This window comes from Chryseobacterium sp. RU33C, assembly GCF_900156015.1.
Classification (GTDB): domain Bacteria; phylum Bacteroidota; class Bacteroidia; order Flavobacteriales; family Weeksellaceae; genus Chryseobacterium; species Chryseobacterium candidae.
The window spans coordinates 114,423-128,843 of record NZ_FTMT01000007.1 but is presented as its reverse complement, the minus strand read 5'-3'; the positions used below and the strand labels follow the sequence as shown (position 1 = coordinate 128,843).

At 36.7% G+C, this 14,421-nt stretch carries 13 protein-coding genes and 1 riboswitch; of the genes, 3 read left to right on the top strand and 10 right to left on the bottom strand.

All coding sequences use genetic code 11. From position 1 onward, the window contains the following. Window positions 1-162: 162 nt before the first annotated feature. The 7 genes from BW946_RS08395 to BW946_RS08365 form a co-directional block, all read right to left on the bottom strand. Entirely contained in the window at window positions 163-2,442 is a 2,280-nt protein-coding gene (locus BW946_RS08395; protein ID WP_076595742.1) for a cation:proton antiporter, read from the bottom strand. Between the two features lie 249 nt (window positions 2,443-2,691). Continuing rightward, window positions 2,692-3,402, bottom strand: a complete 711-nt coding sequence (locus tag BW946_RS08390; protein ID WP_076595741.1) for a LytR/AlgR family response regulator transcription factor — start codon at window positions 3,400-3,402, stop codon at window positions 2,692-2,694. After that, a complete protein-coding gene (locus BW946_RS08385) occupies window positions 3,377-4,150 on the bottom strand; it encodes a histidine kinase (RefSeq protein ID WP_083688815.1) in 774 nt (257 codons plus the stop codon). The genes BW946_RS08390 and BW946_RS08385 overlap by 26 nt, the downstream gene beginning before the upstream one ends. A gap of 19 nt (window positions 4,151-4,169) precedes the next feature. Continuing rightward, window positions 4,170-4,541 carry a DUF4258 domain-containing protein gene (locus BW946_RS08380; protein ID WP_034692291.1) on the bottom strand — a complete coding sequence of 124 codons (372 nt, stop codon included), beginning with the start codon at window positions 4,539-4,541 and terminating at the stop codon, window positions 4,170-4,172. Beyond that, on the bottom strand, window positions 4,541-5,731 hold the full coding sequence (locus tag BW946_RS08375; RefSeq protein WP_076595739.1) for an alanine dehydrogenase: 1,191 nt from the start codon (window positions 5,729-5,731) through the stop codon (window positions 4,541-4,543). Before BW946_RS08375 ends, BW946_RS08380 begins: the two co-directional genes overlap by 1 nt. Before the next feature lie 67 nt (window positions 5,732-5,798). Then, on the bottom strand, window positions 5,799-6,206 hold the full coding sequence (gene tsaE, locus BW946_RS08370; protein ID WP_076595738.1) for a tRNA (adenosine(37)-N6)-threonylcarbamoyltransferase complex ATPase subunit type 1 TsaE: 408 nt from the start codon (window positions 6,204-6,206) through the stop codon (window positions 5,799-5,801). Next, entirely contained in the window at window positions 6,206-6,811 is a 606-nt protein-coding gene (locus BW946_RS08365; protein WP_170872065.1) for a transglycosylase domain-containing protein, read from the bottom strand. Before BW946_RS08365 ends, tsaE begins: the two co-directional genes overlap by 1 nt. A gap of 125 nt (window positions 6,812-6,936) precedes the next feature. On the opposite strand from BW946_RS08365, the gene dnaG reads away from it, so the two are divergent. Both dnaG and clpP read left to right on the top strand, forming a co-directional pair. Beyond that, window positions 6,937-8,919, top strand: coding sequence for a DNA primase (gene dnaG / locus BW946_RS08360; protein WP_076595736.1), 1,983 nt, complete (start codon window positions 6,937-6,939; stop codon window positions 8,917-8,919). A gap of 112 nt (window positions 8,920-9,031) precedes the next feature. Then, on the top strand, window positions 9,032-9,718 hold the full coding sequence (gene clpP / locus BW946_RS08355) for an ATP-dependent Clp endopeptidase proteolytic subunit ClpP (RefSeq protein ID WP_027373257.1): 687 nt from the start codon (window positions 9,032-9,034) through the stop codon (window positions 9,716-9,718). Between the two features lie 239 nt (window positions 9,719-9,957). Here the strand turns inward: clpP and BW946_RS08345 are convergent, their stop codons facing one another. After that, a complete protein-coding gene (locus tag BW946_RS08345) occupies window positions 9,958-11,064 on the bottom strand; it encodes a T9SS type A sorting domain-containing protein (RefSeq protein WP_083688814.1) in 1,107 nt (368 codons plus the stop codon). Window positions 11,065-11,126: 62 nt separating this feature from the next. Then, window positions 11,127-11,318: riboswitch (cobalamin riboswitch) on the bottom strand. 234 nt (window positions 11,319-11,552) lie between these two features. Here BW946_RS08345 and BW946_RS08340 point away from each other — a divergent pair. Next, window positions 11,553-12,821 (top strand): esterase-like activity of phytase family protein, encoded by a 1,269-nt coding sequence (locus tag BW946_RS08340; protein WP_076595733.1) that lies wholly within the window; start codon window positions 11,553-11,555, stop codon window positions 12,819-12,821. Between the two features lie 360 nt (window positions 12,822-13,181). On the opposite strand, the gene tpiA is transcribed toward BW946_RS08340, so the two are convergent. Both tpiA and BW946_RS08325 read right to left on the bottom strand, forming a co-directional pair. Continuing rightward, window positions 13,182-13,940: a triose-phosphate isomerase gene (gene tpiA, locus BW946_RS08330; protein WP_076595731.1), complete on the bottom strand. Its 759-nt coding sequence runs from the start codon at window positions 13,938-13,940 to the stop codon at window positions 13,182-13,184. Between the two features lie 40 nt (window positions 13,941-13,980). Then, window positions 13,981-14,328, bottom strand: a complete 348-nt coding sequence (locus tag BW946_RS08325; RefSeq protein ID WP_034692300.1) for a tellurite resistance TerB family protein — start codon at window positions 14,326-14,328, stop codon at window positions 13,981-13,983. Window positions 14,329-14,421: the final 93 nt, after the last annotated feature.

The following is a 14,421-nucleotide window of genomic DNA, read 5'->3' as shown; positions in this document are numbered from 1 at the left end:
GAATGTACAGCTTGGGTAAGGTGTTTTTTTTTTTTTAATGGGTGGCATTTAATCAGCATGACCCAAAAAATTGAAGCTATAAATATACCCGGTTTTTCTTTACAGACCACGAATAATATTTACAGCTTCAATAGAAATAGAAATATCGGTGTGTGTTATGTGTTATGGATTTGATATTATTAATGTGGATGGAATATCAGACAGCCATAGGCTCTTTGTATCGATCAGATTTTTCCAGCTTTTGCTGCTGATGAGCATCAGGTCCTGAGAATTCAGGAATTCTTTCTCAATTTTTTTCTCATTGTACAGGGTGATATGATTAGGAGCAACCTGTTCAATACTTCTGATCAGTTCTTTCACTTCAATATTATTTCGGATCTGTCCTGCAGCATCAAGGATGATAATCTGAGAATTATTGTTATTGATCAGTCTTTTAGCATATTCAAGAAGGTAGAAATCACTCAGATTAAAGATCGGAACAAATACTTTGTCGGCTGCTTTAAAATCTTTTTCCACCAGAACACCTACAGGAATATTGGTTTTATCGAGAATCTGAAGGGTAAAATCGTCAAAAGGAGAATTGTTGAAGATATTTCCTTTGCCTTTTACCGTATTCAGAAGCTTTTCAGGATTAATAATTTTGGTTGTAAAGCCTAATAATCTTCCTAATAAACTTCCTTCATACATTGATTTTCCAAGCATGATCAGCAGGAGATCATAATGGCCTTTATTGGTAATATTGGCAAGGTCACTTTCAATATCGGTAGATGCTTTAAAGAATGTTGTAACCTCCAGATTAAGGTCATGAGAGGTTTCAATCACTTTCTGGAACTGGGATTCTTCATACTCATTGATGTCATAGGCATGCATTTCATCTACCGGAGCAATATTCATGGCAGTGATGCTCTTATTGCCATTCATTTTATGGGTAAAGTTGTGTGCAAGTTTCAACAAAGTACTTCCGGATTCCGGTTTATCAAAAGAGAGAAGAACGCGGTACTTAGAATCGTTACTCTGCATAGATTCGTCCGGATCTTTTTTAGATTTAAAAATAAAATTAATGAAGTCCAGTGCAGGCCCTGTCATGAAGGTTGTAAAAAGTGCCATAATTACAAGCATTGCAAATATTTCGGGGCTTAAAACACCAAGGTCGTATCCGATATTCAGGACAATAAGTTCCATAAGACCTCTTGTATTCATCAGAGCTCCTATCGTTAAGCTTTCTTTCCAGTTTATACCTACAAATCTGGCGGTGAGGGCACTTCCTGCAAACTTTCCGAGAACTGCGGTCATAATAATAAATCCGGCCGTCATCCACAGATGGCTGTCGTTAAGCAGGCCGATCTGGGTACGAAGTCCTGTAAATACAAAGAATAATGGAAGCAGAAGTACTAAAGCCACATCTTCAACCTTATCAATAAAAAGGGTGCGGAACTTTGTATTTTCCGGCATAATAGCTCCGGCCATAAAAGCTCCAAATAAGGCGTGGATACCAATTACCTCAGTGGCGTATGCAGACAGGATCAGGGTCAGGAAAAAGATAGCAACCATGGGTTTGCTGATCGTATTTTTTCCTGCCTGAAGGTCTCCGATTCTTTTCAGGAATGGTCTGACAATTTTAATCATTAAAAATACATAGGTGATTGCCATGATAATCACATAGATTGAACTTGTGAAAGAGCCTGCTTTTACAATAGCAATTACGGCCGCAAGAATACACCATGCTGTAATATCATCGGCAGCAGCACAGGTAATCACAATCGTTCCGAGTTTGGTTTTCTGAAGGTTTCTCTCCTGTACGATTCTCGCCAGTACCGGAAATGCTGTAATACTCATCGAGATCGCTATGAATAAGGCAAAAGAGGTAAACTGGATGCCATCCGGTGCAAATTCCTGATACACAAAATAAGAAAGCCCAATTCCCAAAGCAAAAGGAATAATAATACTCGCATGGCTGATGACCACGGCATCATGAGCTTTTTTTCTTAATACACTCAGATCCAGCTCCATTCCTACGATATACATAAAAAGAATAAGACCTATATGACTCAGAAACTGCAGATTCCCCAATGATTCTTTTGGGAAAAGAAATGTTGAAAATTCTGGAAAATACATTCCGACAAGAGATGGCCCAAGCACAATACCTGCAATCATTTCTCCGATTACGGTGGGTTGTTTTATTTTCATACAAATCCATCCGAAAAGCCTTGCCGTTATAATAATGGTGACGATTTGGGCCAATAATAAAGCAAGCGGATGGTGAAGATTGGTTTTAAATGATTCCAGAAAATTTTCCCACGTTGAGCCGCTGCTGGTTTTAGCAACGATATTTTCTTTTACTTCCAATGTCTGTCCTTCGATGATGAAATAATACATCAGTGCAGAAAAAACGGCTATGGTTGTAATATAGAAAATTAGATTTTTGTATTTTCCCAAATTCATGATTCCAATATTTTATGCAAAGTTGATAAGAATATAGTTATGGTAAATACTCTTTTTTTTTAAATGTAATGAATGCTCTGAAAAATGTAATAAAAATCTAATGGAAAGCTGGTTTGATGTTTTGAGCTAAAGCCTGGCTTTCATCATATCAATGGGTTTTGAACAAAAGCAAACGGATTCTGTATTGAAAAGAGAGTTGCAGTACAGGCTGGAAGTTATGTGGTGAAACCGGAAATATTTGAAATAGTCCTATTTTCCGAACAGCTCCATCAGGGAATTTTTATAGGCATCTCCAATCTGAAGTTTTAGAAAAGTATGGTCTTCGGTAGGAATGGTCGTAATAATTTCGGTGGTGGAAAATACTTTAACGGAAGAGCGTGCAATGATCTCTTTTTTGTTGACCTGTGCAAAATCTTTTGCAGGAAGCATTTCCAGAAGATTTTTAAAATTCAGGTTTTTTAAAACGATGGTAGTTCCGTCTATAAGCATAATATCTTTATCCCGGCTGTCGATTTCAGAGGTTTTGATATAAGAAATCTGCTCGGTGAATATGACGGTTTTCCCGATATTGGTATTCCACTCGATAAAAGTTTTTTTAGGGCTTTCTTTTACCAGTTCCTTAGCTTTCTCAAATGCCTGAACCAGCCGTTCTTTTTTGATGGGTTTTCGTACATAATCCACCACATTCAGATCAAAAGCTTCAGCTGCGTATTCTTTGTAAGCCGTTGTAAAAATGATTTTTTTGGAACCTGAAATGATCTCAGCTACCTGAAGGCCTGTCATTCCGGGCATTTCAATATCCAGAATACACAAGTTGCAGTCGAGGTTGTCTATTTCGTTCAGGAAAACTTTAGGATCATTGAATGCTTTTACCACTTCTACATTGTCAATCTGTTCGCATAGAAGCTTTAAATAACTGATGGCCAGTAATTCATCATCCAGAATAACGCATTTTATCATAGAACTCTCCTAAATTAATTTTTAATTCCGCCGTAAAGATTCCGTTTTTTGAGCTTCTTTCAAGCTGATAATAAGTACTGTAGATCATTTTGAGCCTCTGATCAAAAGACTGGCTTCCAAAACCGCTTTTTTCTTTTTCCAGAATGTTTTTCAGGGAAGCTTTATTACTGACTTTCATGGTGAAAATTCCACCTTCAAGTTCCATATAAATAGAAATAAAAGAATCCTGGGCCAGGAAATCCGTATGTTTGAAGGCATTTTCAATAAGATCCACAGAAATCAGCGGAGCAAATACCTTTTCTTCGTATAAAGCATCAGATTTATTGATCCTGGATTTGATCCTGAAATCAAAAAGGGGATTGATCTTGATTTTATTAATCTCAATAAGGCTTAAAGCAAAATTAAGCTCTTCTTTCGGACTTACATACTTATTGTTGCTTTCGTATAAAATATAGTCCAGCACATTCGCCAGCTTATCCAGTGACATATAGGTCTGATAGGCATGAGACTGCACCGAATTGAGAATATTCTTAAACAGATGCGGATTCAGCTTTGTCCCGATATGTTCCAGACGAACTTCATTCAGACGCTGTTCAATAAGCTTATTGGTTTCTGACAATTTGGTATTTCTCTGTTTCAGCTTCTGATTCTGGCTGAAAAGATAAATGCTTATTGTCAGGAAAAGAAAAATTGCAAAAACTCCGATGAATATCAGATAGTCATGAATCATGTAGTAATTGCCGTCCATAGCTTGTTGTTATTGAAAACTATTTCAGTTTTTTAAGACCGTTAACCGTCACGGTTTCTTCACATTTTTCAAAAGTGATCTCGTAAGAAGGATTTTTTTCAGGATAAGTGATAAGATAATCAGGACAAGGTTTTTTCTGAGCATGGCTGCGGTCAAAGTCTACTTTTCCGTTCGTAATAATACTGTCTTTTATAAATTTCTCATCAATCTTGTAGGTCGTCATTGCATTTTTAGCCTCTTCAGAATATTTGAATTCTTTGGAAAGACTTTCAGCAATAACGCGGCTGTTCGGTAAATAACCGCTGCAGCTTGCTCCTTTTTTGTTTAAAATAAAAAATACGATCAAAAGCCCCGGAACGAAGCCTATTGCATAAAATTTCAGTTTCTTCATTAGAAAATTAAAAGATTGATATCGTGGTACGTAAGTCCGAAACGGTCGCAGATGATCTTCTTGGTATGTCTTCCTTTGTACATATATAAGCTCTGCTTCATTTCATTTTTGCGGATCAGCATGTTTTCAAAGCCGCCCTCCTCGTCATAATTTAAAATATAGGAAAGGAAGAAATTCGAGATGGCCTTGGTGGTGGTTCTCGGCATTCTTGAAGTAAGGTTCGGAAGTCCGCAGTGGATAACACCATGCTTGATGATATAAGGATCTTCCATGGTGGTAAGCTCTGAAGTTTCAATCACTTTACCGTTGTCTATGGTGATGTCAATGATTACACTGCCTTTTTTCATTTTCATGACCATATCTTCGGTAACGATAGGGGTCATGTTCAATCTTGGAAGGGCTCCAATCACAACGTCGGCACGTCTTAAGCTTTTGCTGAGTTCTTTGGGATCAATAATGGAAGTAGGTACACGGCTGTCAACGATAGTATGGAGTCTTCTCAGTTTTGATAAAGAGTTATCGAAAACTTTTACGCTGGCTCCAAGACCTATTGCTGCTTTTGTAGCAAATTCCCCTACAATTCCGGCTCCAAGAATCACAACTTCTGCAGGTCTTACTCCTGTAATTCCGCCCAGCATTAAACCATTGGATAAGGCTAATAATTCGGAAGCGTATAAAATAGAAACGGTACCTGCAATTTCCCCGACCAGTCTTACCAAAGCTAGCTGCTTGTATTCATCCACGATAAATTCAAAGGCGATGGCATTTATTTTTTTCTCTGCAAGCTTTAAGAAATATTCCTTGTCTCTGAGATTGATCTGAAGTGCCGAAACCAGATAAGTATTAGGTTTCATGTACTCAATTTCATCTTCTGTAGGAGGATTTATCTTCAGGATAAGATCCTGTCCGAAAGCTTCCTTAGGATCATTAGTGATCTTCGCTCCTGATTCCGAATATTGTAAATCTGTAAAGAATGAACCTTCTCCGGCCCCCGCCTCAATAATGATCTCATGGCCGTGTTCTACCAACACCTGTACGGCGTCAGGAGTAATGCAGGTTCTCCTTTCGTTGAGACAGGTTTCTTTAGGAATTCCAATACTGAACTGTTTTCCCTTCTTTATAACCTCCAATTTTTCCTCTTTCGGCATTAATTCTTCTTCTGTGAAAGGAGTAAAAATGTTTGTACTCATCCTTAAATTAAATTATGTCTTACAGATTGTTTTTTACACTCAATTAAGAAGCAAAGATACATAATATTTACTCGAATGAAATTTCTCTTTTTTCATCCGTATTCACAATGCTCATTGTGTGGTAGTTAAGACCATAAAGCTCCTCTTCATAGACTTCCGGCCACTCGATGATGCATAAAAAAGAGTTGTCCAGGTATTCTTCAATTCCGATATCATAGACTTCTTCAATATTTTTCAGGCGGTAAAGATCAAAATGATATACTTTTCCCTTTTCAGTATTGTATTCATTCACAATAGAATAAGTAGGAGAGTTTACTTCGTCTTTGCTGCCCATGTTTTTAAGCAGAAATTGCGTGAAGGTCGTCTTCCCGGCTCCAAGATTTCCCTTTAATAAAAAGATATTATGTTTTAATTGAGGAATGATGCTGTCAACAACTTCCTGCCAGTCTTCGATTGTATGTATAGTGTAATTCATTATCTCTTTAAATTTTTAGAATATAAATTATAAAAATGTTCAGTCCTGTTTTTTGCTCTTTCAGAACTTCTATAACGATTGTTTTTAACTGGATTTTCGTATAAAGCTAATATTTCAGCTATCTCCATTGGCTCTAAATCTTTAACTTCTTTATTAAATAATGATTTGGAAACATTTTCAATCCCTTTTCTATTTTCTAAAAAGTCAAAATTACGGAAATTAAAATTCAGGCAATCTTTCTGCCTGTAAGAATGTTCAATATATCTTGCTATAAGAAATTGATCGAAAGAAGATTTATTTTGATACTCTAATCTAGGAAAAATGTTGGAAGCCATCTGATTACAGGGACATTCTTTTTTTTGAGAATTTTGATTTATGATAGCATTTCCTAGAAAAATCCAAGAATTTTGGAGTAACGAGTTTGGATAAACGATATTATAAAAGGTATTGAAATTTTCTGGTAGTTTATTACTACTTCTAACAGACCATGTAATTAATCTTTTATCAGTTGTATTTAAAATATATCTGCCACCTAATTCTACATATAAGACAAATGAAAAGATAACAATAATTATAAATAACAAGATTTTTTTTAGATACTTCATAAGATAAATCATTGTTCAAAAATAATCAATGAATATGATTTATAAATAAAATCTTAGCATAATCAAAAATTTAACCTCTACCTTCTAGTGTCTAAAATTTCTATAAAAATACTTAATTTTACAGCATGATTTCCAAACAGACCATTGATAAGATATTCTCCACAATCCGCGTTGAAGAGATTGTGGGTGAATACGTGCAGCTGAAAAGAGCAGGGTCTAACTATAAAGGACTCAGTCCTTTTCATGATGAAAAAACCCCCAGTTTTGTAGTTTCTGCCAGCAAACAGATCTGGAAGGATTTCTCTACAGGAAAAGGTGGTACAGCCATCTCTTTCCTTATGGAAATTGAGAACTTTACTTATCCTGAGGCACTTCGCCACGCTGCAAAAAAATATGGAATTGAAATTGAAGAAGACCAGCGTGAAATTTCTGAAGAAGCAAAAAATGCACAGACTGAAAAAGATCTGCTGTATAAAATCCATGAAGTAGCGAATACTTATTTTCAGGAGATTCTTTGGGATGATCAGGAAGGCAGAAGCATAGGTCTTTCTTATTTCAAAGAGAGAGAACTCCGGGATGATATTATTAAAAAGTTCCAGCTGGGATATTCTCCCGAGAAGAAGAATGCTTTTACAGCTTATGCACTGGAAAAAGGATATAATAAAGAAATTCTTGAGAAATCCGGACTTTCTATCTTTCCGGAAAATACACCTGCTGGTGTTGACCGTTTCAGAGAAAGGGTCATTTTCCCTATTCACAGTTTTTCAGGAAGGGTTTTAGGTTTTGGGGCAAGAATCCTGAAGAACAATGTCAAAACAGCAAAATATCTCAATTCACCGGAAACAGAGATCTACCATAAATCCAATGTTCTTTATGGATTAAACCAGAGTAAACAAGCGATTTCAAGAAAGAATGCCTGTCTTTTGGTGGAAGGATATATGGATGTGATTTCACTTCATATGTCCGGGATCGAAAACGTAGTGGCAAGTTCCGGAACGTCTTTGACAACAGAACAAATCAAACTTATTAAGAGACTTACGGAAAATGTAACGATTCTTTTTGACGGTGATAATGCAGGTATCAAAGCCAGTTTCCGAAGTATTGATATGTTACTGACTGAGGGAATGAACATCCGTGTTCTGCTTTTCCCTGACGGAGATGACCCGGATTCCTTTGCCAGAAAACATCCGCAGGAGTATGTTGAAAAATACATCGAAAATGAAGCGATGGATTTCATCGACTTTAAGGCGGAAATTCTTCTGAGGGATATCGGGAATGATCCTATTAAAAAGGCTGAAGCGATCAGAGATATTGTAAAATCTGTTTCTTTTGTACAGAATGCCCTGAAAAGAGAGGTTTACCTTAAAGAGGTTTCCAACAAATTCGGACTTTCGGAGCAAAGCTTGTTTAATGAGCTGGATGTTCAGAAGCAGATCACGCAAAATCAGACCCATCATGTTCAGCAGCAGAAGGAAAAAGCAGCTCCAAAGATGGAGATTGTTCCTTTGGATAAGGAAAAAGAAGATCCTTTTCTGTATGATGTACTGTTCATGGAAAACAAACTGGTAGATCATATGCTGATGTTCGGAGATATTATTCTGAAAAGAAAAAACGAACAGAATGAAGAATATGAGATAACTGTTATTGAAGAAATCCTTCATCATTTCGAAGAGGAGCAGTATACATTTTTAGTCAGAGAAAATGAAATTATTATCAATCAGGTGAGGGAAGGGATTCAAAAAGATGAACTCAGAAGTGGAAACTTTTTTGTATCTTTTATGGATGAAGAAATCACCACAAAGGTTGTAGATGCTCTGATCCCGCTGGATGAGCTTGAAAACTGGGCTTCCAGAAATATTTACCCTCCCAATTATGGTGATAAATTGGCAGATCAGATTCAGGGAGATGTTCTGTTACATAAATACAGATATATTGATTATCTGATCAGGGAAACAGCCAAAGAACTTGATCAGTACAGCAGTACAGATGAAGTAAAGTATTATGAGCTGATCAAAAAAATCACTTTACTGAAGCAGGCTTCCATACGGTTGAGCAATATCATCGAATATTCGCCTATCAAAGGGATTTATGTAGATAGAAAAAGATAATTTGAAGTCAGATTTTTTTGATGTTCTGTGACAAAAAGTCCTATAAAATTTTAGGAATAAATATTGTAATTTAAACTTCGAGAATATTTTAAAAATAATACATAATAGAAATATGGACATTAAAAAAGAATTCAGAGATTTCTCTGTAAAACATTTAGGAAACAACGGTTTGGTTACCGATCAGTATATGGGAATGTATGGCCCAACGAATCTTACTCCGTACATCATGGAAGAGAGAAGATTAAACGTTGCTCAGATGGACGTTTTCTCCCGTTTGATGATGGATAGAATTATCTTCCTGGGAACAGGTATTGATGATCAGGTTGCAAACATCGTTACGGCTCAGCTTTTATTCTTAGAAAGTGCTGATCCTTCAAAAGATATTCAGATCTATATCAACTCTCCTGGTGGTAGTGTTTATGCAGGTTTAGGTATTTATGACACTATGCAGATCATCAAGCCGGATGTAGCGACTATCTGTACAGGTATGGCTGCTTCCATGGGAGCTGTATTACTGGTTGCCGGAGAAAAAGGAAAGCGTTCTGCGCTTAAACATTCCAGAGTAATGATTCACCAGCCTTCAGGAGGTGCGCAGGGGGTCGCTTCTGATATGGAGATCAACCTGAGAGAGATGTTGAAATTGAAGCAGGAGCTTTATGAAATCATCGGCCATCACTCAGGACAAACATATGAGTGGGTAGAAAAATCATCTGACAGAGATTACTGGATGACTTCTGAAGAAGCTAAAGGCTACGGAATGGTAGATGAAGTTTTACAAAGATCTACTGAGAAAAAATAATTGATGGTAATATCATAAGAAAACCGCACCCATCTGGTGCGGTTTTTTTGTTGAATCAATTATGGATTTTGAACTGTATTCTTGATTATTCACAAGGAATCTGTAATCCAGGCCAAACTCCAACTGAAGATGTAAAAATTCCCATCCTTTGGAAAGGTCGCGAAAATTCAAAGAATTTTTGACGGGGTGATTTTCCACATATCCTCATTAAAAAAGCGCCTTTTTAAAGGTACTTTTCTTTATTTCTTAACCATCTTATGTATCGTGGAACTATCATTGGTTTTAATCTCCACAAAATAAACACCTGTGTTTAAAGAATGAACATCAATCTTAGTAACCTGAGAAGTCATTATTTTCTGTCCTGTAGCTGAATAAATATTCACTTCTTTCAGTTTCTCAGCCGTTTCAATCTGAATGAAATTACTTGCCGGATTTGGATAAACACTGAATTTTTTCTTTGTAACAGAAGAAATCCCTAAAGTCAGCTGTGCTTCTGTGGGGGTAAATGGTCTTCTTTGCCCAAAACTTAATCCAAACCAATCATTATTACCCAGTTGAATCTGAGAAAGATTGGCTTTCGCTTGCCAGCTTGATAGGTCTTTTCCTTTATACAATTTCCAGCTGTCTGATCCGGAAGTATTTCCGGTAAAGGAATTTAATGATAGGGTAGTAATCTGATTATTCGCTGATGCAAAATTAAAATAGGAAGCTTGAGCCTGGATCAATTGTAACGCCTGTTCAGCAGTGATGCTTCCGTTATATTTAATTCCAAAAACAAAAGAATTGGCATTCCCGTTAGCATTATCAGTTCCGAAATCAATAACTATTAGGCTTTTATTACTTCCGCTTCCCACCCAGTTTGTAACCTGAGACGGAGTAAACCATGCAGAACTGTAGGCTGGAACGGGAGGAGAGGGAGGAATATCATAATGATCAAGGCCGTATGTAACCCCATACCATTTTCCGTCCACCAAAGGAGTATAACCTACCCCATTGTTCCAAGTCATGTTTGATAAACTGGATCCAGACCATGTTATCCAGCTGTCATCAGTAGTGGATGTGTGATGATTATAATTCAGAATAGAAAGATATCCTGTAGGAATGTCAACCTGCATTTTGGATTCTGCTGCCACAATTGCATTGATAAGATCTTCCATCAAAAGGCCATCACCATCAAAACGGTATCCCCATGCATAAGAATTGGGTGTGCTGTTGTCATTAAAGTCCGCAATGAAATATGCTTTTTTAGATCCGGTTCCTACCCAAAATTTAATGTCGTTTTCTGTGAATTGGGCCGATAATACCTGCATGCAAAGCAGTAAGAAAAAAAGATAAATTTTCCTCATGATATAATTAATTTAAAGTTTTATTCCCGAAACTTATCTTCAGAGTAGAAACGGTTCGTTCTCTGAAGTCAGTATTCTAAGGCAGGTCTCCTGGCTCACATCTTACAGCTTCCTTCCCGGATTTTAAGATCCAGTGGATTTTTTGCGCTAAGTTTAAACAGTTTACAGTTGCGGGTACAGCTCAAGATTTGAATATCATTCTCACTTGATTCCCTATTAATGAACATTGTTCAGCCTTAAAACGCTGCAAATATATCATATAAATCTGTGAGTCCGTTTTGTGAATTATTATTTTTCAGATATTCTTAAAAAGTCGATTTTTATATTGATTGTTTACTCAACCGGATTATTGAATTTTTATTTATAAATCTGTTGTTTTTGTGTTCACTTTCAAACTATTTTATCTGTTCTATTGTTAAAAAACAATTATCATTATATTCAAGATCAGTTTACAATCAATTTATACTTTCGCAGCCATAAAAGTAAATATGAAAAAATTGCTATTGTCTGCCGTAGTGCTGGCAGTATTGGCTTCATGTAAAAATGATGACGATACCACAATGATTAATCAGGATATTAATTATTCCAAACTGCCTCAGGAATTTCCATTTACAAAACTTGCTGCCATCAATGGAGTAAATGTGATAAACGGAGGATTTGGCTCCGGTGCAGCCGCTCACCCTACAAGAAAAGGTGAATTCTACGTCATTACGGATAGAGGTCCTAATACCGATTTCCAGAATGGTAAAAAGTTTCTTGCTCCTAATTTTACCCCAACCATTATGCATTTTAAAATCAATGCTGACGGAAATATAGAGGTAATTAAATATATTAAACTTAAAAATCCATACGGACAACCAATTACCGGACTTCCAAACCCTGTCGGAATGGGAAGTACTGGAGAAATTGCTTATGATGCTTCCGGCAATATTTTAGGGACAGATAAATATGGATTGGACGGTGAAAGTATTGTTGCTGCTGCTGATGGTACATTCTGGGTTTCCGATGAATATGGACCGCACATTGTGCATTACAGTGCTGATGGAATGGAGATGGAGAGAATAAGCCCGATTGGGGTAGATACAGGACCAAGAAAATTACCTGCTGTTTTAGCCAAAAGAAGAGCCAACAGAGGAATGGAAGGACTTTGCATCACTCCGGATGGAAGAACGCTGGTAGGAACAATACAGTCAATGATGCTTGTCCCCAGCAAAGCATTGGCAACCAATACCACTTTAACGAGAATTGTCACTTTTGATATTATTACAGGGCAAACCAGACAGTTTTTATATAGACAGGACGGAGGTGCTTCTGATTCGGTGTGTGATATTACCGCATTAAGTAACAATGAATTCCTGGTGATTGAAAGAGACGGAAATTTCGGTTCTCAGGGAGGTATAAAAAAAGTATACAGAATAAACTTAAGCAATGCCAGTGATGTAAACGGAGCTGATATAAATGCTGTAGACGGAATGAAAATTAACGGTAAATCTTTAGAGCAATGCTCATGGGATGAAATTAGCAATGCCGGAATAAAGCCTGTTACCAAAACATTAGCCGTAGATCTGGTAGCAAAACTGGGCTACGAACACGATAAATTCGAGGGAATTGTTTATTTAGGAAATAATAAACTGGCTGTTTTCAATGATGATGACTTTGGAGTAGTGGATAATGGAAACGGAAATCCAAAAGCCAAAATTTTACCTAAAACGGGTAAAGTAGACAAGGGAACGATGTATGTAGTCGATATTCAATAATTGGATTTTTTTAACGAAAAGCGGCGGAATCGAAGATTCCGCCGCTTTTTATTGTGAGCTAACCTTTCTCTTTTTAAAGAAAAATCTATATACTAAAAAAGTTTGTATCAGAACGTTTCCAATGAATACGAGTACCGCCTGATAAGTTGGAATAATGGCATAAAAGGGCAATGATTTATTAAATAAAACTGCCGGAGATATCGCCAGAACCTTGATCAGTGCCAATAGATAACTCAAAAAGTCAGGTTTTATGCCAATTAAAAACTGATCATAAACAAATACATAAAGAAAATCAAATAAAAGAAGTCCGAAGAATATCAAAATGAAATTTTTCATGTTTGTCCTAAAAGATTCTTTATTTTAATTAAAAGCTTCAATGATCTTAGAAAAATCTTCCAATTTCAAAGCTGCTCCTCCGATAAGACCACCGTCGATATCCGGCTGAGAGAATATTTCTTTAGCATTGTCCGGCTTTACAGATCCTCCGTAAAGGATAGAAATCTCGTCAGCAACTTCCTGTCCGTATTTTGCAGCAATAATATTTCTGATGTGAGCATGGATTTCCTGAGCCTGCTCCGGACTTGCCGTTTCTCCCGTTCCGATAGCCCAAACCGGCTCGTAAGCAATCACAACTTTTTTGATCTCTTCAGCAGAAAGCGTAAAAAGAGCTACTTCAGTCTGATTTTTTACGACTTCAAGGTGTTGTCCTGCTTTTCTCTGCTCAAGAGTTTCTCCGTTACAGTAAACAGGAATAAGACCTTTATCAAGCGCTAATTTGATTTTTCTGTTACAGTGAGAATCTGTTTCTCCGTGGTATTGTCTTCTTTCAGAGTGCCCGATTAATGAACCTGTTGCATCAATAGATTCCAGCATATCAGCAGAAATTTCACCAGTATAAGCTCCGCTTTCATGCTCGCTCATATCCTGAGAAAACACCCCGATTTCATCTTTTTCAAAAACATCTTTTGCCATCATCAGATACAATGCAGGTGGAGCAATCCAAACCTCACAGTTGGTAGCATTGTTGTTTTTATAGCTTAGTAACTGAATCATTAATTGTTGTGCATCAATTACATTTTTGTTCATTTTCCAGTTTCCTGCAACTATTTTTCTTCTCATAAGATTTAAATATAGATTTATTTTATTTTTTCGTAGTTGTTTATAATCCCCAAAGGTTTTTCAACAGAACGTAAAACGTATGTTCCTCTTCGGTTACTTTATTATCGGCTTTGATCAGCGACTTTGCAAACTGAACAAATTTTACACGTTCATCCTCGGTGGAATCTTCATGGAAACATCTTGCATGGAATTCAAAATGATCTTTCCATTCTTCAGGCTGTAAAAGTGCCAGCGTTTCAAGCTCGTTGTCAAGATTCATTCTGAACGGGAATTCATCTGCCATGTATTGCTGTACCAGCATTCCTTCCTCAGGAGCAAATTCTCCGTCTACAGAAGAAAGGATCATTAATAAGTGATAGCCGGCGATTGATTTATTTGATTTTTGCATGGGTTGTTGTATGTTTAAGTTTAGTGTTTAAATTTGATAATTGATAATTGATAATTGATAATTGATAATTGATAATTGATAATTGATCTACGA

What these genes read in the sequence shown, in the direction of transcription:
- BW946_RS08345 (WP_083688814.1), bottom strand. Translation starts at nt 11,064, where the DNA reads ATGAGGAAAATTTATCTTTTTTTCTTACTGCTTTGCATGCAGGTATTA.
- BW946_RS08390 (WP_076595741.1), bottom strand. Translation starts at nt 3,402, where the DNA reads ATGATAAAATGCGTTATTCTGGATGATGAATTACTGGCCATCAGTTAT.
- BW946_RS08380 (WP_034692291.1), bottom strand. Translation starts at nt 4,541, where the DNA reads ATGAAGAAACTGAAATTTTATGCAATAGGCTTCGTTCCGGGGCTTTTG.
- BW946_RS08395 (WP_076595742.1), bottom strand. Translation starts at nt 2,442, where the DNA reads ATGAATTTGGGAAAATACAAAAATCTAATTTTCTATATTACAACCATA.
- dnaG (WP_076595736.1), top strand. Translation starts at nt 6,937, where the DNA reads ATGATTTCCAAACAGACCATTGATAAGATATTCTCCACAATCCGCGTT.
- tpiA (WP_076595731.1), bottom strand. Translation starts at nt 13,940, where the DNA reads ATGAGAAGAAAAATAGTTGCAGGAAACTGGAAAATGAACAAAAATGTA.
- BW946_RS08375 (WP_076595739.1), bottom strand. Translation starts at nt 5,731, where the DNA reads ATGAGTACAAACATTTTTACTCCTTTCACAGAAGAAGAATTAATGCCG.
- tsaE (WP_076595738.1), bottom strand. Translation starts at nt 6,206, where the DNA reads ATGAATTACACTATACATACAATCGAAGACTGGCAGGAAGTTGTTGAC.
- BW946_RS08365 (WP_170872065.1), bottom strand. Translation starts at nt 6,811, where the DNA reads ATGAAGTATCTAAAAAAAATCTTGTTATTTATAATTATTGTTATCTTT.
- clpP (WP_027373257.1), top strand. Translation starts at nt 9,032, where the DNA reads ATGGACATTAAAAAAGAATTCAGAGATTTCTCTGTAAAACATTTAGGA.
- BW946_RS08325 (WP_034692300.1), bottom strand. Translation starts at nt 14,328, where the DNA reads ATGCAAAAATCAAATAAATCAATCGCCGGCTATCACTTATTAATGATC.
- BW946_RS08385 (WP_083688815.1), bottom strand. Translation starts at nt 4,150, where the DNA reads ATGGACGGCAATTACTACATGATTCATGACTATCTGATATTCATCGGA.
- BW946_RS08340 (WP_076595733.1), top strand. Translation starts at nt 11,553, where the DNA reads ATGAAAAAATTGCTATTGTCTGCCGTAGTGCTGGCAGTATTGGCTTCA.